The sequence below is a fragment of the Flavobacterium polysaccharolyticum genome (assembly GCF_038739875.1).
Taxonomy (GTDB): domain Bacteria; phylum Bacteroidota; class Bacteroidia; order Flavobacteriales; family Flavobacteriaceae; genus Flavobacterium; species Flavobacterium polysaccharolyticum.
Genome location: NZ_JBCGDP010000004.1, coordinates 247,376 through 264,643 on the forward strand (window position 1 = coordinate 247,376; position 17,268 = coordinate 264,643).

Annotated in this window: 18 protein-coding genes; 9 read left to right on the forward strand and 9 right to left on the reverse strand. The window is 33.4% G+C overall.

What is annotated here, in order from left to right; genetic code table 11:
- Positions 1 to 16 precede the first annotated feature (16 nt).
- From leuD to leuB, 3 genes are all read left to right on the forward strand, one after another.
- Positions 17 to 613 (forward strand): 3-isopropylmalate dehydratase small subunit, encoded by a 597-nt coding sequence (leuD, locus tag WFZ86_RS06100; protein ID WP_342691114.1) that lies wholly within the window; start codon positions 17 to 19, stop codon positions 611 to 613.
- A 110-nt stretch (positions 614 to 723) separates the two neighbouring features.
- The gene (locus WFZ86_RS06105; RefSeq protein ID WP_342691115.1) at positions 724 to 2,247 is read left to right on the forward strand and encodes an alpha-isopropylmalate synthase regulatory domain-containing protein; all 1,524 of its coding nucleotides are present in this window, start codon (positions 724 to 726) and stop codon (positions 2,245 to 2,247) included.
- Positions 2,248 to 2,315: 68 nt separating this feature from the next.
- The gene (gene leuB / locus WFZ86_RS06110; RefSeq protein ID WP_342691116.1) at positions 2,316 to 3,377 is read left to right on the forward strand and encodes a 3-isopropylmalate dehydrogenase; all 1,062 of its coding nucleotides are present in this window, start codon (positions 2,316 to 2,318) and stop codon (positions 3,375 to 3,377) included.
- Positions 3,378 to 3,461: 84 nt separating this feature from the next.
- Here leuB and WFZ86_RS06115 read toward each other — a convergent pair whose 3' ends face one another.
- Together WFZ86_RS06115 and WFZ86_RS06120 are read right to left on the reverse strand one after the other, a co-directional pair.
- A complete protein-coding gene (locus WFZ86_RS06115) occupies positions 3,462 to 3,803 on the reverse strand; it encodes an RNA recognition motif domain-containing protein (protein WP_064715451.1) in 342 nt (113 codons plus the stop codon).
- A gap of 130 nt (positions 3,804 to 3,933) precedes the next feature.
- Entirely contained in the window at positions 3,934 to 4,425 is a 492-nt protein-coding gene (locus tag WFZ86_RS06120; RefSeq protein ID WP_342691117.1) for a DUF6252 domain-containing protein, read from the reverse strand.
- A 195-nt stretch (positions 4,426 to 4,620) separates the two neighbouring features.
- Here WFZ86_RS06120 and WFZ86_RS06125 point away from each other — a divergent pair, with 195 nt between their 5' ends.
- The 3 genes from WFZ86_RS06125 to WFZ86_RS06135 are packed head-to-tail and all read left to right on the forward strand — an operon-like array spanning position 4,621 to position 6,486.
- Positions 4,621 to 5,175: a 30S ribosomal protein S16 gene (locus tag WFZ86_RS06125; RefSeq protein WP_064715449.1), complete on the forward strand. Its 555-nt coding sequence runs from the start codon at positions 4,621 to 4,623 to the stop codon at positions 5,173 to 5,175.
- A 15-nt stretch (positions 5,176 to 5,190) separates the two neighbouring features.
- Positions 5,191 to 5,715 (forward strand): ribosome maturation factor RimM, encoded by a 525-nt coding sequence (gene rimM, locus WFZ86_RS06130; RefSeq protein ID WP_342691118.1) that lies wholly within the window; start codon positions 5,191 to 5,193, stop codon positions 5,713 to 5,715.
- Between the two features lie 57 nt (positions 5,716 to 5,772).
- The gene (locus WFZ86_RS06135) at positions 5,773 to 6,486 is read left to right on the forward strand and encodes a tRNA1(Val) (adenine(37)-N6)-methyltransferase (protein ID WP_342691119.1); all 714 of its coding nucleotides are present in this window, start codon (positions 5,773 to 5,775) and stop codon (positions 6,484 to 6,486) included.
- Here WFZ86_RS06135 and WFZ86_RS06140 read toward each other — a convergent pair.
- From WFZ86_RS06140 to WFZ86_RS06165, 6 genes are all read right to left on the reverse strand, one after another.
- On the reverse strand, positions 6,461 to 7,786 hold the full coding sequence (locus WFZ86_RS06140) for an HlyD family secretion protein (protein WP_342691120.1): 1,326 nt from the start codon (positions 7,784 to 7,786) through the stop codon (positions 6,461 to 6,463). The genes WFZ86_RS06135 and WFZ86_RS06140 overlap by 26 nt on opposite strands.
- A 5-nt stretch (positions 7,787 to 7,791) precedes the next feature.
- A complete protein-coding gene (locus tag WFZ86_RS06145) occupies positions 7,792 to 9,984 on the reverse strand; it encodes a peptidase domain-containing ABC transporter (protein ID WP_342691121.1) in 2,193 nt (730 codons plus the stop codon).
- 94 nt (positions 9,985 to 10,078) lie between these two features.
- Positions 10,079 to 10,309 carry a hypothetical protein gene (locus tag WFZ86_RS06150; protein ID WP_342691122.1) on the reverse strand — a complete coding sequence of 77 codons (231 nt, stop codon included), beginning with the start codon at positions 10,307 to 10,309 and terminating at the stop codon, positions 10,079 to 10,081.
- A 19-nt stretch (positions 10,310 to 10,328) separates the two neighbouring features.
- Entirely contained in the window at positions 10,329 to 10,547 is a 219-nt protein-coding gene (locus WFZ86_RS06155) for a hypothetical protein (protein WP_342691123.1), read from the reverse strand.
- Between the two features lie 365 nt (positions 10,548 to 10,912).
- A complete protein-coding gene (locus WFZ86_RS06160) occupies positions 10,913 to 11,137 on the reverse strand; it encodes a hypothetical protein (protein ID WP_342691124.1) in 225 nt (74 codons plus the stop codon).
- Positions 11,138 to 11,217: 80 nt separating this feature from the next.
- A complete protein-coding gene (locus WFZ86_RS06165) occupies positions 11,218 to 12,783 on the reverse strand; it encodes a vitamin K epoxide reductase family protein (RefSeq protein ID WP_342691125.1) in 1,566 nt (521 codons plus the stop codon).
- A gap of 243 nt (positions 12,784 to 13,026) precedes the next feature.
- Between WFZ86_RS06165 and WFZ86_RS06170 the strand changes: the two genes are divergently transcribed.
- On the forward strand, positions 13,027 to 13,275 hold the full coding sequence (locus WFZ86_RS06170; RefSeq protein WP_342691126.1) for a hypothetical protein: 249 nt from the start codon (positions 13,027 to 13,029) through the stop codon (positions 13,273 to 13,275).
- 51 nt (positions 13,276 to 13,326) lie between these two features.
- On the opposite strand, the gene WFZ86_RS06175 is transcribed toward WFZ86_RS06170, so the two are convergent.
- Complete coding sequence (locus tag WFZ86_RS06175; RefSeq protein ID WP_342691127.1) at positions 13,327 to 15,057, reverse strand: AraC family transcriptional regulator; 1,731 nt, start codon at positions 15,055 to 15,057, stop codon at positions 13,327 to 13,329.
- Positions 15,058 to 15,202: 145 nt separating this feature from the next.
- Here WFZ86_RS06175 and WFZ86_RS06180 point away from each other — a divergent pair, with 145 nt between their 5' ends.
- A complete protein-coding gene (locus tag WFZ86_RS06180) occupies positions 15,203 to 16,381 on the forward strand; it encodes an acyl-CoA dehydrogenase family protein (RefSeq protein WP_064715446.1) in 1,179 nt (392 codons plus the stop codon).
- Between the two features lie 86 nt (positions 16,382 to 16,467).
- The gene (locus tag WFZ86_RS06185; protein ID WP_342691128.1) at positions 16,468 to 17,250 is read left to right on the forward strand and encodes a DUF3050 domain-containing protein; all 783 of its coding nucleotides are present in this window, start codon (positions 16,468 to 16,470) and stop codon (positions 17,248 to 17,250) included.
- Positions 17,251 to 17,268 lie beyond the last annotated feature (18 nt).

Genomic DNA, 17,268 nt, shown 5'->3' on the forward strand with positions numbered 1-17,268 from the left:
ACCAAAATAAAGTCAAATGGCATACGATAAATTTACCATCCTTACCAGTAGTGCAGTGCCACTACCGATAGAAAACGTAGACACAGATCAAATCATACCTGCTCGTTTCTTGAAAGCCACAAAACGTGAAGGTTTTGGAGACAACCTATTTCGTGACTGGAGATATAATGGAGACGACACACCAAAAGCCGATTTCGTTTTAAATGATTCTACTTATTCTGGAAAGATCTTAATTGGAGGAAAAAACTTCGGTTCTGGGTCTTCAAGAGAGCACGCTGCTTGGGCAGTTTATGATTACGGATTTAGAGCGGTCGTTTCAAGTTTCTTTGCAGACATTTTCAAGGGAAACTGTTTAAATATTGGAGTTTTACCAGTACAAGTAAGCCCAGAATTTGCTGATACTATTTTTAAAGCAATAGAAGCAGATCCAAAAACAGCGCTAGAAATCAATTTACCTGAACAAACCATTACTTTATTGTCTACTGGTCAAAAAGAATCTTTTGACATCAACGGATACAAAAAGAACAACATGATTAATGGTTTTGATGACATCGATTATCTAAACAATATCAAAGAAGAAATTGTTGATTTTGCCAGTAAACAATTGATATAGAACCTTAAGTTACTTACAACCCAATAGTGCTGTCCTATATCGTTTCTAAAATGATATAGGATTCGCTTTAAATAAAAAAAAGGATACTTTAATCCGAAAATAATTCCCCAATGGAACAGAAAAAGATTGAAATAATGGATACGACCTTACGCGACGGAGAACAAACTTCGGGCGTATCGTTTTCGGCTGCAGAAAAACTAACCATTGCTCAATTATTATTAGAAGAATTACACATTGACCGCATCGAAATTGCTTCGGCACGTGTGAGTGAAGGAGAATTTCAAGGGGTAAAAGGTATTATGGACTGGGCTATTAACAAGGGATATACTGACAGAATAGAAGTTTTATCATTTGTTGATGGAGGGATTTCTATTGAATGGATGAAAAAAGCAGGGGCCAAAGTTCAAAATCTTTTAACCAAAGGTTCTTTGAACCACTTAACCCACCAATTAAAAAAAACACCTGAACAGCATTTTGCAGAAATTGCACAAGCAATCGAACTCGCGAATCAAAACGGAATTGCCACCAATGTTTACCTCGAAGATTGGAGTAACGGTATGCGCAATTCTCCTGATTATGTATTTCAATACTTGGATTTTATCACTCAACAACCCGTTAAAAGAATTTTATTACCCGATACACTAGGTGTTTTAATTCCTTCGGATACTTTTGAATTCATTTCTAAAATAACACAAAAATACCCTGACATTCACTTTGATTTTCACGCTCACAACGATTATGACCTTAGTGTAGCCAATGTTATGGAAGCCATAAAAGCAGGAATCAGCGGTTTACACGTAACTGTAAATGGAATGGGAGAACGCGCCGGAAATGCTCCTTTGGAGAGTACCGTTGCCGTTATCAATGATTTTTTACCTCAAGTAAAAATCAATATCAAAGAAACTTCTCTATACTCAGTTAGCAAACTTGTAGAAACTTTTACTGGATATAGAATTCCGGCGAACAAACCCATTGTTGGAGATAATGTTTTTACTCAAACCGCTGGTATTCATGCTGATGGAGACAACAAAAACAATCTGTATTTCAACGACTTATTACCAGAGCGTTTTGGAAGAAAACGAAAATATGCGCTTGGAAAAACATCAGGCAAAGCCAATATCGAAAAAAACCTTCAAGAGCTTGGACTACAACTCAATGCCGAAGATTTAAAACTCGTTACACAACGCATCATTGAATTGGGCGACAAAAAAGAAACGGTCACCAAAGAAGACCTACCTTATATCATTTCCGATGTTTTGGACAGTCAGTCCTATCAAGAACGTGTTGTGGTGCAATCCTATGTTTTGGTTCATGCTAAAGGAATGCGCCCTTCAACTACACTTTGTCTTAAAATTGATGGAGAAATAATCGAAGAAAACGCACAAGGAGACGGACAATTTGATGCTTTTATGAATGCTCTGAACAAAATTTACAAAAGCAAAAAAATGACTTTACCTAAGCTCGTTGATTACGCCGTTAGAATCCCTCCAGGAAGTAGCTCCGATGCTTTGTGTGAAACGGTTATCACCTGGACAGCAAACGGAAAGGAATTCAAAACACGAGGATTAGACTCCGACCAAACTGTAGCAGCCATTGTAGCTACGCAAAAAATGCTTAATGTTGTAACCGTATAAATTTCAAAAATAAAACTCCAAATCTCAACCATTTGGATTCATTACATAACTATCACAATTTCCAACACATGAAATTAAATATTGCCCTTTTAGCCGGAGACGGCATCGGACCAGAAGTCATTAACGAAGCCGTAAAAGTAGCTGATGCTATTGCCAAAAAATTTAACCACGACATCACTTGGACACCAGCCTTAACAGGTGCTTGTGCCATAGATGCTGTTGGCGTTCCTTACCCAGACGAAACACACGAAATATGCATGAAAGCCGATGCGGTTTTGTTTGGCGCTATTGGACACCCAAAATACGATAATGACCCAAGCGCACCCGTTCGTCCTGAGCAAGGTTTGCTTTTAATGCGTAAAAAACTAGGTTTATTTGCCAATGTACGTCCAACATTTACTTTTCCTTCATTGATTGACAATTCTCCTTTAAAAAGAGAGCGTATCGAAGGAACAGATTTAGTTTTCTTAAGAGAACTTACTGGTGGAATTTATTTTGGTGAAAAAGGAAGAAGAGATGATGGAGAAACTGCTTTTGACAATTGTGTGTACACAAGAGCTGAAGTACAACGTTTGGCTAAAAAAGGTTTCGAATTAGCGATGACACGTTCTAAGAAATTATGCTGTGTAGATAAAGCCAATGTTTTAGAAACCTCTCGCCTTTGGAGAGAAACGGTTCAAACTATGGCCAAAGATTATCCAGAAGTAGAAGTGAGTTATGAATTTGTTGATGCTGTCGCTATGCGTTTGGTGCAATGGCCTAACTCTTATGATGTATTGATTACCGAAAATCTATTTGGAGACATATTAACCGATGAAGCTTCTGTAATTTCAGGTTCTATGGGATTAATGCCTTCAGCTTCTGTTGGAGAACACACTTCATTATACGAGCCCATTCACGGGTCGTACCCACAAGCAACAGGACTAAACATTGCAAACCCATTGGCTACTATTTTATCTGCCGCAATGATGTTCGAAGACGCCTTTGGATTAAAAGAAGAAGCACAAGCCATAAGAGCCGTAGTCAACAAATCTTTGGAAGAAGGTATTGTCACCGAAGACTTAGCTGCCAAAGGAAGTAAAGCCTATAAAACAAGCGAAGTGGGTGATTGGTTAGTGGCCAATTTATAAATCGCTTTCAATCGAAAGAAAAGTAAATAACAAAAAAGGGAACAATTTTTCAATTGTTCCCTTTTTTTATACTAGAAAAAAATATTAATATCTTCCTCCTCTGTCACCACCACCGCGGTTGTTTCCGTAACCTCCGCGTGAATCACCACCACGGTTGTTGTTGAAACTTCTTCTTTCGCCTTCTGGTTTTGGCTCAGATTTGTTTACCACAATTGCACGTCCTTGAACGGTAGCACCGTTTAATTCGTCAATTGCTTTTTGAGCTTCCGCGTCATTTGGCATCTCTACGAAACCAAAACCTTTACTTCTACCAGTAAATTTATCCGTTATAATTTTAACTGAATCTACTGCTCCGTAAGCTTCGAAAGACTCTCTTAAATCTGCTTCCTCAATACTGAATGGAAGGCTTCCAACAAAAATGTTCATATGTACTTATTTATAATAATGCAACAAATGTAGTCTTATTTTATTCTAATCTACTATCTATTATAAGATTTATGTAATAATTATGAAAAAAAAACAATTTCATTAGTATCGTAACAAATTAATAACTAGACTATTTGACCAAAGTCACCACTTCTGGAGATACTGGAACTTTGTAAAAAACACCTTGCGAAAAATAAAATTCTTTAACTTCTTGCGTTCCTGTTACAGGAGTAGTGATTACAAAAGTAAAAGTTCCAGTAATTGTTTTATTTACTTCATCGTATTCTGAAACAATGACCTTCCCTTTTCCCATTCCATTTTTAGAGGTGAGTGAAATCTCGGGCGAAGACTCTCTAGAAGTATACGTAACATAATCCACAGCACTATTGTCCAATAAATACGTTTTTTCTTGAACAGAAGAAAGATGCAAAGTTAAATTTTCCTTCAATGTTACAGCTTCAATTGCAACTGTACCATCATTAGACACAACCGCTTTGCTTTGTAAAGCACGCCAAAAAACATTGTCCTTCAAACCTTGAACAGAAGGATTATTGAAAACCACATCGTCTGAGCAAGAACTCATAACTAAAGCTAAAGCAACAAAAAAAAGTATTTTTTTCATTCTATTAATTAGTGAATTTGATTCGGTACAAATCTATAGTTTTTTTATTTCAAACAATAAAAAAAGACACAAGTAGCCCTTATTAAAAATCTAAATATGAATATTATAGCCCACTATAGTTTTTTTAAATAAAAAATGTATCTTTGCACCCTTAATTAATCGAGGTCGTGTACCTCAAAATTTAATCACAAGATTATGTCAGTAAAAATTAGATTACAAAGACACGGTAAAAAACAAAAACCTTTTTACTGGGTTGTAGCAGCAGATGCTCGCTCAAAAAGAGATGGTAAATACTTAGAGAAAATCGGTACTTACAATCCAAACACTAACCCAGCAACTATCGAATTAAATTTGGATAGTGCAGTGAAATGGTTGCACAATGGTGCTCAACCAACCGATACTGCTAAAGCAATTCTTTCTTACAAAGGTGCTTTATTGAAACACCACCTTGATGGAGGTGTTCGCAAAGGAGCTTTGACTCAAGAACAAGCAGATGCTAAATTGGCAGCTTGGTTAGAGGAAAAAGCAAACAAAGTTGTTGCTAAAAAAGAAGGTTTGACTAAAGCTCAAGCTGCTGATAAAGCAAAAGCTTTGAAAGCAGAACAAGAAGTTAACGCGAAACGTTTAGCTGCACAAGCTGAAGCTGAAGCTGCTGCTATTGCTGCTGCAACTCCTGCTGAAGAAGTTGCTGAAGTTGAAGCTGAAGAAGCTCCAGCTGCAGAAGAGAATAACGAAACAACTGAGGCTTAATTTTAACAAGCGACAATGCGTAAAGAGGACTGTTTCTATTTAGGTAAAATCGCTAAAAAATTTAGTTTCAAAGGGGAAGTCCTAGCTTATCTAGACACGGACGAACCTGAGTTATACGAAAACTTGGAATCAGTGTTTGTTGATCACAACAAACACTTGGTTCCTTTTTTTATTGAAAGTAGTTCCCTTCACAAAAACGACTTTCTACGCATCCGTTTTGAAGACATCGCTACCGAAGAACAAGCCGATGCACTTATTGGATGCGACCTTTATCTTCCCTTAAAAATGTTGCCCAAATTAAGCGGCAACAAATTCTATTTTCACGAAGTAATTGGTTTTGAAGTAGAAGACCAACGCTTAGGCTATGTTGGAGAAATTCAATCTATCAACGACACCACTGCACAACCTTTATTTGAAGTACTAAAAGGCGACGCCGAAATCTTAATCCCAATGATTGACCATTTCTTGGTAAAAGTAGACCGTGAAAATAAAAAAATCATTATGGATTTGCCTGAGGGATTGATTGAGATGTACCTTTAATCGAAGTACTCAGTCTACAGTTTTTAGTATTCAGTAGTTCAAAAATCTGAAATCGTTATGTCTAAATTCCAATTCAAAAACTTTTTTGTTGAACAAGACCGTTGCGCTATGAAAATTGGTACCGATGGTGTTTTATTGGGCGCTTGGGCTCCTATTGACAATCATCCTTTCAGCGTTTTAGACATTGGCACTGGAACTGGAATTGTCGCTTTGATGTTGGCACAAAGAAGCGCAGCACAGCAAATTGACGCTTTAGAAATTGACGAAGCTGCTTACGAGCAAGCAACCGATAATTTTGAAAATTCACCTTGGAACGATCGTTTGTTCTGTTTTCATGCCGGTTTAGACGAATTCATAGAAGAACCTGAAGACGAATATGATTTGATTGTCTCCAATCCTCCTTTCTATTCCGAAGATTACAAAACCGAAAACGAATCACGAGATTTAGCCCGATTTCAAGACGCCATGCCTTTTGAGCAATTACTAGAAGCGGCAGATTTATTACTTTCTGAAAACGGAATATTCGCCGTAATCATTCCTTTTAAAGAAGAAGAAAACTTTATTGCTTTGGCCAACGAATTCGAATTATATCCTTTGAAAATTACTCGTATCAAAGGAACGCCAACTACGAAAATCAAACGTAGCTTACTGGCTTTTAGCCGAAATGAAACAACTGACTTGGCAATTGATGAATTGACTATCGAAGCCGCAAGACACGTCTACACCCCAGAATATATTAAACTAACTAAGGATTTTTATTTGAAGATGTAGGTATTTCACTTTGCCTATTAAACACATCTCTAAACTGATACAACAAACGTTCAATTAATCTCAAATCTTCGGTCACGATATCTGCTGACCCCTTCATTTCTTGCTGAAAAGGGATTTGCTTTTTATAAGAAGACTCCAATCCTTTTGGCAGAGACACATCTATTAGTAAATTACCATCTTTGTCTGGTACCAGAGAAATATTACTTACTTTACCGCTCAAAACACCAAATTCCCTATCTGGAAAGTTAAACAAGCGAATATTTACTTTTTGCCCTACTTTAATTTTACCAGAATTTAATGAAGCTGCTTTTACTTTACCAACATAACCTTCTTTTATTGTGGGTATAACAGAAAACACATTATCTCCTGAAACGATAGTCTGATTTTTACTCCAAACTTGCAAAAAAGAAACAGTTCCGCCAACAGAGGATTTTAAAGTGTAAGTCAATTCCCAATCTTTTATTGCTTTTTTTAATTGGTAAAAAGCCTGGGTAACATTACGATCTAGGTTTACAGTTTCTCTTGTTCCATTTATTTGTGAGCTTTGACTTGACCTTGTATTGTCAATCAAGGATGACTTTAATTGAGAAATTGAAGACAATAAGCTCCTATAATTCTTGTCAGCCTGAAGATATCCTAATTTTTTATTTTCAAGATCCTGTGTAGAAACCACTCCTTTGTTATATAGAATTTCATAACGATTGACATCATTTTTTTGAAGCTGTAATTCACTTTCATTAATTGTTTTTTGTTGCTCTAATAATCGTAAACGTTCTTTTATCTGAGCATTCTCTAAACGTTGCGAATTATTCTCCAATTGAAAAGGTTGCAATTGAGAATTCAACTCCTCGGCAATATACTCTTTTTGAAAAATAGCATATGCGTTTTCTACATCTCCTAATTGTGCATTATCTAATAAATGAAAAGGAAATTTTGCAGTCCCGTTTAAATCAAAATGCTCAATACAGTTCTTCAAAACAAATACATCTTTATAATTAGCATTATTCTCAATTATAGCAAGTGTTGCATTCCGTATAATTACCTCTTTATCTTTTACTAAAATAGCCTCGATTCTTCCTGTAGTTTTAGCCACTATCTTCTCAGGCGGAATATTAGTCGTAATTACCACCTCTGTACGAACGATATCTGGATATTTCAAAAACCAAGACACAAAAAAGAGCATCATAATGACAGCAAAAATCAAAACGGTTCCCCAACGAATCATCCAATGTGGAACACGAGTAAGAATATCTTGAACTTCTTCACTTCTTAGTTCGAAAGTAGTATTATTTTCTTCCATGGTTATTAATTTCCTAATTGCAATTGATTTCGAACCAATTCAAAATAATTTCCTTTTTGTTCTACCAATTCAGAATGGCTTCCTACTTCAATGATTTTTCCTTTATCGAGTACTACAATTTGATCTGCATTCATTACGGTACTCAAGCGGTGTGCTATAACCACTACTGTTTTGTTTTTGAAAAAAAGATCTAATTTACTCATAATTACTTTTTCATTATTAGCATCCAAAGCCGAAGTAGCCTCATCAAAAAACAACATTTCTGGGTTTTTGTATACTGCTCTAGCAATAAGCAATCGCTGCTTTTGCCCAGTACTCATTCCTACTCCTTCTGAGCCAATTTTAGTATTGTATCCTAATGGAAGACCATTAATATAATCGCTAATATTAGCCACATCTGCTGCATACACTAAGCGGTCTTTATTGACTTTATCAACACCTACCGCAATATTATTTGCAATAGTATCATTAAAGATAAATCCTTCTTGCATAACCGCTCCAATACAATTTCTCCAAGCCCTCTGAGAAATATTTTTAAGTTGCGCATTACCCACAAGGACTTCTCCTTTCTCTGGTTCATAGAATTTTAAAAGTAATTTCATTAAAGTAGTTTTACCGCTTCCACTAACACCCACAATTGCAGTTACTTTCTTAGCAGGAATCACCAAACTTAAGTCTTCTAGAACAGGCACATCTGAACCTAAATATCTATAAGTTAAATTTTTTATATAAATATCTTGATTACTTGGTACGTCATGCATTTGAAATTCTTCTTGTTGTACCTCATCCTCCTTTTCATGAATCTCTGATAAGCGTGCTAAAGATATTTTAGCATCTTGCAATTCTCTAACAAAACCAATTAATTGGGCTATTGGACCATTTAATGTACCTACGATTCCATTTATTGCTAACATCATCCCGAAAGTCAACTGCCCATCAATAACTAATTTTGCTGAAACAAAAGTAATCATGATATTTTTCAATTCGTTTATAGTAGAAGATCCTATACTTTGAGTTTGTTCAAGCACTAAACCTTTCATAGAAACTTTAAACAACCTTGCTTGAACATGTTCCCAACCCCACCTTTTTTGTTTTTCAGCGTTATGCAATTTTATTTCCTGCATACCGTTAATAAGCTCCATAACTTTACTTTGCTCCTGACTCACTTCTGAAAACCGCTTATAATCCAAGGCTTCTCTACGTTTTAAAAACAAAGTAATCCAGATAAAATACAATAAACTACCTACAAAAAATATAAAGAAAATCTGAAGATTATAATAGGCCAAAACCCCACCCATGACAATCATGTTAATGACAGAAAAAATCACATTTAGTGATGAAGTAGTCAAAATTCTTTCAATTCTACGATGGTCATTGATACGCTGCATGATATCTCCTGTCATTCGCACATCAAAAAACGAAATTGGCAAATTCATCAGCTTAATGAAAAAATCAGAAATTAACGATATGTTAATTCTTGTAGATAAATGTAGTAGAATCCAACTTCGTATGAGTTCGATTCCTGTTCTCCCTACAAATAAAAAAATTTGCGCAAAGAGAATAAGATATACAAAACCCATGTTTTGATTTTGGATACCTATATCAACCAAACTCTGATTTAGAAATGGAAAAACTAATTGTAATAAAGTTCCTGCTAGTAAGCCAATACTTAACTGCACTAAAAAGGATTTATATTTCCATAAATATTGATAAAGAATACCAAAACCTAAAGCTTTCTTTTCTTCCTTATCAAAATCAGTTTCAAAAAATTTGGGTGTAGTTTCTAACAATAAAGCAACTCCTTCCTGAGTTTTGTCATCAGCATTGTTACCAATCCAAAATTTCAAGAATTCATTTTCATTATACTCTATTAACCCAAAACCTGGATCTGATATACGAAATTGCCCTTTTTTAATATCATACAAAACCACATAATGCTCTTTATTCCAATGAAGCACACATGGCAAAGGCGCCTCTTTAAGACTTTCTAAATCAAGTTTTACTCCTAAAGTTCTAAAGCCCACACGATCTGCGGCATCGCTCAAAAAAAGCAAATTACTACCTTCTCGGGTAGTTTCAGAATAATCGCGTAATTGCTGAATATTAATTGTTCTACCATAGTATTTCGAAACTATTTTTAAACAGGTAGGTCCACAATCTTTTGCATCCGCTTGAATGTATGATGGAAACTTTTTCAAAAAATTTTGGTTTGTTTGTTATATACAAATGTAGCTAAATATTAAAATCGAATAACAAGGAAAGAGAAACAAAAGTTTCTCTTTCCTTACAAAATTATGGTACAAAAATTTCGATTGGATCTACTGGAGAACAAAAAAATGCTCTACAAGTCCCTGACATGTAAGAGTAATTAAATCCCCCTGGATTAGTTACTTTACAGTTTGCTAAACTCCCACCTGACCAGGTTTGATAAGCGCATCCAGAAGGAATACCTCCGTTAATTTCTTTTTGCTCATTATTCGATAATTGTTGAGCGCCTTCTAAGTTTAAAATGTTTTTTAACATGATTTAATAATTTAATGAATTAACAAAGAATAAATTCGAAATTCTCACCTGGCCCTGCTACTGGCTTAGTAATTAAGCATCTATTAGGCGCTGTCCATTTTCCCATCCATTCATCGCATTCAGCTTGACTAAAAACTGTAACTATACACTGATCAGCTCTAATTCCTCCATTGATTGTTTTTTGGTCATTTTTGCTCAATTGTTGAGCTCCTTCTAAGTTTAAAATGTTTTTTAACATGATTATTTATTTAATTGTTTAAATTATTTATAGTTAATGGTAAGTAATCCTAAAGCATTACAACTTCCTCGTATTACAAACTATTCACTTTCATTTATTTATGAAAAAGATATTTCACTTATGGACACGTGTAACACAAATGAATTTCTATCTCTATTTGAAGTGAATCACACCAACAAGTTTCAATTGGATAACCTCCCTTTCCTTTGATCTTTTTTTGTTCACTTTTTGATAAAGTCTGAACGTTCTCTAAATTTAAAATGTCTTTTAACATAATAATTGTTTTTAATAAATAGTTAATACCCGGTTCATTTTAAGACACTTGGGCTTTATGTATTTGCTTATACAGTCTCATTCCCTTATTCTTATTCATTACAAGGACCAGTTCCTAAAAGAGAACATTTAGAACCTCCTAGGTAAATAGGATATAATGATAAATCAGATAAACATTGGCTTTCAGTCATTCTCAATACATGATAGCTACATGACGAATACCTACCCATATCATGAATATAACCACCATTAATACTTTTTTGTTCTTCTTTAGAAATTTCTTGAATTCCATTTAATTTTAAAATGTTTCTTAACATAAAAAAAAATTATTAATTTAATTCATTCTCAATCATTTAAAGACAGTTGAGTCTCTGTCTATTCTTGGCCAAGAATACTTTTATACTATTTTAAGATTTTCACTGTTTTCCTTTACATGCAAGTAATCATTAATAAAATAATTTAAATCACTTAACTCATATTCATTAGGAAAAAGCATGTCATTTACGATTTTTACTGGGGTGTAATTAAAATTATTTGTAATACACCACTCGTATTGTTTTTGAATTTGACCAATAACTAGCATACTATTATTTATGATTGGCCATTTTTCTTTCCATTCATTTAATCCCATTTTTTTAATATGCCAGTCATTTAACGCATCTATAGCGTTTTCTTTATTTGTAAAGTTTAAGGCAAGAATAGTTTCGACTACAGGCAAATATGGGTTTTCGACATTTTCAGGATTAACATTAAATACTATATCTAGACTTATTTTATCGGGATACTTTTCATATATTGATTTTGCATCGTTAAACACTTTATGGCAATGGCCACAACTTGGGCTTAAGAAAAGTTTTATTTTAATAATACTGTCTGAACTCCCAAATTTTATCCCTTTTAAACCTTGAAGACCTTCTAAAACTTCAATCTCTTTCAAAAAGGATGCAAAAACTTTGAAATTTCTTTTGAATCTTTTATGACTATTTAATTCTGCTTTTAATTTTCCATTATTTTCAAACAAAAACTTGAAAAAAAACCACGCGGTTACAACCATAGCGGAAGCGAGAAGATAATTTACAATTGAGACTAAAGTAATTTGGAAAAAAGCTGTATTTATAAATGGAAAAAATCCTGCTTGAATTACAATAATCAATGAAACTAACAAACATAAAAAACACCATTTTTTTATTTTAACTTTTTGAAGCCATATTGAATAAAGTAAAAATGGAATTGCAAGTATACTTAGGAAAGAAATCACAAAACCAGCTGATTCATTATCTAATAAGATTGCGAAGAGATTAATCCCAAAAAACAAAATGGGCAAATCATAAAAACTTATATTTTTATAAATAACACTATTGCTTGAGGTAATTACTGAATCACATGAAGTATTTGTTGAGATATTACATAATTTTGAACCAAGTTCTGTTTTTATCCCAAATTTTTCTTGAAGAATTAATACACTTACCGCAAGACCTACAGCGGTTGTAGTCAAAAGAATCAGCCGTTCTAGAGAAAAACTAGTTAAAAATACTGATAATAAAATAAATGAAATAACAGATAATAAATACAACAACCATTTTGAATATGTTTTTTGAATTTGATAATTATTTAATTTAGAATTAGGTTCAATCAACACTATAACCTGATTCCATTTTTCAAGAAATTCATTAGAAGAAAGGGGTACTGAATTTCCCTTTTCCTTTTCTATCACAACCGAAGAATTGTTTTTTCTTACAAGAACTAATTCTCCTTCGAAGAAAGACAAAAACAAATCTGGCAATTCAACAAATTGCTCTTTTGGAATTTTTGCAGCTATATTGTCAATTGATAAATAATTTAAAGAATCTGTGATTGCATACAGACTTGGATAATTGGGATGGGATAAAAAAGACTCCTCAAATAATTCTTTTTGATCATAGTAATAATTTATGTCCAAATATTTTTTAACTACATTTAGCATAATGCTTGTCTCATTTAAAATTGATTTCTGAGACAAAACTTGGCTTATTTTATATTAAAACAAAACAGACTAGTTTACTATTTGTAAATTATAAGCGATACAATTTATAAATTAACAACGTAAAAAAACAACAAAAACACCTATAAAACAACAACTTAAATCATATCAATCTAACAAGACTTACTCAACCTCAAAACACATCATTTGATTTTATAAATTTGGAATACTCAAAAAGAAACTATTATGAAAAAAAACAAACTGACAATTTATGCATTTGAAAAATACAGTTTAACAAATGCAAATAAGATTAACGTCAAAGGTGGTTTACCTGAAGGTTGGAACGAAACAAATGACCCTAATGACGATATTATTTTAACAGAAGAAGATCCAGAACCAAATAATGGGACAGGTGGACCTAGTTCATCACCACTATCAACTGGTGTTATTAAACTAGCTGTAGAGATAATTAAACCTATTGTAATTAAACCATAAAACTAGATGGAAATATCGTGAGTATCTAATTTTTGCGCAAATTGAACTGGACTAAGTCCAGTTTTTTTTATTAAATGATCTGGCGAATGATGTTGCATTTTTATAGCCTACACTTTCAGCAATTGCTTGCGTAGAATATTTTCTATATTTAGCATTAGATATCATTTCATTTATAACATAATTGATTTTTAACTCATTTGCATACTCACTAAATGATTTTTCAAAATTTTTATTTACAATGTAAGATAAGTAAGTTGTATTTGTTTTAATTTTTTTTGCCACAAATTGAAGTGTAAAATCTTGGTTTAAAAACACTTTCTTTAATTCTATATCCTTAAGTTTTTTTAATATTTCTGCTTCCTTTTCCTCATCTAGCGTTAAACCTTGCGGAATAGATTGTATGGTCTGAGTCTCTTGCTCCAATGTCGCATTCTTCTTTTTAAGTTCCTCAACCCTTTCACGATACTCATTTAAAACCAAACTAAACCTAGCCTCAATTACTTTTTTTGATTTGTAATTTTTAATAATTATATAAATCAAAAATGCTGTTATAAATAATACAAAATAGAAAACGAGTTTCTTTATTAAAATTTGGAATTTGTACTTTTCTTTTAATTCAATCATTTCTTTTTTTAATGATTGATCATTTTGAATATTATTAATAATTTCTTTTTCTTCATTCAGTTTTAACTCATTTTTTTCCAAGTTTTCTAAATAAAGTGAGGCGAATTCAGATGCTTTCTCATAATTTTTAAAATTTTCATAAATTTTAGATTGGAAGTATTTCGACTTGATGTATTCATTAACCTTCGATTTATCATTTTGAAATAGGGAATCAACCTTGTCAAAATAAACAAGAGCCTTATCAAACTTATTTTTTTTAAAAAACGAATACCCTAGATTATAAGAAACCACATAAAAATCATTGTCTAGATGATTCTCTGAGCATTCTACTAAAACATTTTGATAGATTTTGATAGCGTCGTCGTATTTATTTTGTTCTAAATACAATCCAGCAATATTGTTTTGAGCTCTTAATTTATTGATAATTGAAGGTTTAGAATAGGCTATAGCCCTTTTATAACATATCAAAGCTGAATCTAGATAAATCCTATTCTCACTATTGCTTTTATATAAGAATTCGTAGTTCTTTCCTAAATTCAAAAACAAAGCCGATTTAATAAGCAAAGTCTCATCTTCATCAAATAAAAAATTATTCTCTTTAATCATTTTATCTGATTTTTTCAGAGAATTAATTGCTAAGTAGTAATTTTCAATTTCATTATTAATCGTTGCAACATTTATTTCGAGTTTTATGATTTGCTTTATATCTCCTGTTTTTTTAGAGTACTCTATTCCTTTTTGTAGTTTAACTAATGCATCGCTGAGTTTGCGTCTTTGCCAATAAATTAAACCAGTATAATTATTGATATAAGCTAAAGACTGCCATTTTTCCTTTGAATCAGGCATAGTTTTAGACAACAAAACCGCTTCCTCCATTTTTTGATCAGCTATTTTTTGTTCCCCCTTAAGTTGCAAAAAATAAGATATCGTCGCTTTTGCAAATAGCTTTTGCTCAGTTACTTGAGATTTTTCAAGTTTAGAGGCTAGTTTTAAAGCATCATCTACCGTAGACTTTCTTATTTCATTTTGAAGTAATGCGTACTCTTTTGCACTGAAAAAAGATTTTGATTGTGAAAAACCATTAGAAATAATAAAGTTAAAGAATAATAACAGATAGACTTTCATTTGTTGTTTTTTTGAACCAACAAAGGAACTCATTTTTTTAAAAAAAATTACAAGAATTTCATTGGTAATCTATAAAATGAATTAAACATTAAAATATCAAAATACGTAAAATTTCACAATTATTAATTGAAATGTTATATTTCTTTATGTAGATTTGTTGCCATAAAATTTTCGAACCATGAAACCAGACTTATTTCAATCTCCTGATTATTACAATCTTGACGATTTATTAACCGAAGAGCACAAGTTAGTACGTGACGCTGCACGAGCTTGGGTAAAAAGAGAAGTATCCCCTATCATAGAAGACTATGCTCAAAAAGCAGAATTTCCTAAACAAATCATCAAAGGTTTAGGAGAAATTGGAGGTTTTGGCCCCTACATTCCTGTTGAATATGGTGGTGCTGGATTGGATCAAATATCTTACGGACTCATCATGCAAGAGATTGAACGCGGGGATTCTGGCGTTCGTTCTACCTCATCTGTACAATCTTCTTTAGTGATGTATCCAATTTGGAAATACGGCAACGAAGAACAACGCATGAAATATTTACCTAAACTAGCTACTGGAGAATTCATGGGCTGTTTTGGATTGACAGAACCTGACCACGGATCTAATCCCGGCGGAATGACCACCAACTTTAAAGATAAAGGTGATCATTATTTATTAAATGGTGCCAAAATGTGGATTTCTAACGCACCTTTTGCAGATATTGCTGTAGTTTGGGCAAAGAATGAAGAAGGACGAATTCACGGTTTAATCGTAGAGCGTGGCATGGAAGGATTTACCACTCCAGAAACGCATAACAAATGGTCTTTGAGAGCTTCGGCTACAGGAGAATTGATTTTTGATAATGTAAAAGTTCCAAAAGAAAACTTGTTACCAAACAAATCAGGATTAGGCGCACCTCTAGGTTGTCTTGATTCTGCTCGTTACGGAATTGCTTGGGGCGCTATTGGAGCCGCTATGGATTGTTATGATACAGCTTTGCGTTATGCTAAAGAGCGTATTCAATTTGACAAACCTATCGCAGGAACCCAATTGCAACAAAAAAAATTGGCCGAAATGATTACAGAAATCACCAAAGCACAATTGTTAACTTGGCGATTAGGCGTCTTGAGAAATGAAGGCAGAGCGACTTCGGCTCAAATCTCAATGGCCAAAAGAAACAATGTTGATATGGCAATACATATTGCTCGTGAAGCCAGACAAATGCTTGGTGGAATGGGAATCACGGGAGAATATTCTATCATGCGACATATGATGAATTTAGAATCAGTGATTACATACGAAGGTACACATGACATACATCTCCTTATAACAGGGATGGATATCACTGGAATAGCAGCTTTTAAATAAATAAACAAATATTAAAGTATTGATAAAATCAATGATAAAAGCTTCTTGGAAACAGGAAGCTTTTTTAATTTTACAAAAAAATTCCAATGAACATTGACTACATCAATTCAAAAATAGCGACTCAAAAAGAACAGCTTTTAAACCATAGTTTGTATAAAAAAGTACAAACTCTAGAAGATTTACATTGTTTTTTAGAAACCCACGTGTATGCTGTATGGGATTTTATGTCGCTTTTGAAATCCTTACAATCCAAATTAACGTGTACAACAACTCCATGGTTTGCTACTACCAATCCAGAAACACGCTATTTGATTAACGAAATTGTTTTAGCCGAAGAAACCGACCTTAGCATGGACGGAAGACACATAAGCCACTTTGAAATGTACCTAGAAGCCATGCATGCTTGTGGCGCAACTACCACAGGAATTACTACTTTCCTTGAAGAAGTACAATCCATACAGAACATTTTTGTAGCCATTAAAAAAAGTCAACTATACCCGAATACGAAATCATTTTTAGATTTTACTTTTCAGGTAATTGAACATGGCAAAGCACATGAAATAGCCGCTGCATTCACCTTCGGAAGAGAAGATTTAATTCCTAGTATGTTCACAGAAATCCTTCAAAACTTCCAAAAAAACTTCCCAGAAACGGATTTAAAACAATTGATTTACTATTTCGAAAGACATATCGAATTGGATGCAGACGAACACGGACCAATGGCAATGCAAATGATTACCGAGCTTTGCGGCAATGACCCAAAAAAATGGGAAGAGGTAGAAAACATATCCATCTTAGCCTTAGAAAAAAGAATAGGACTTTGGAATGGTATTGAAGAACAATTGAGTTTTAAGATGGAAACTGCTTAAAAACATATAATGGGACAC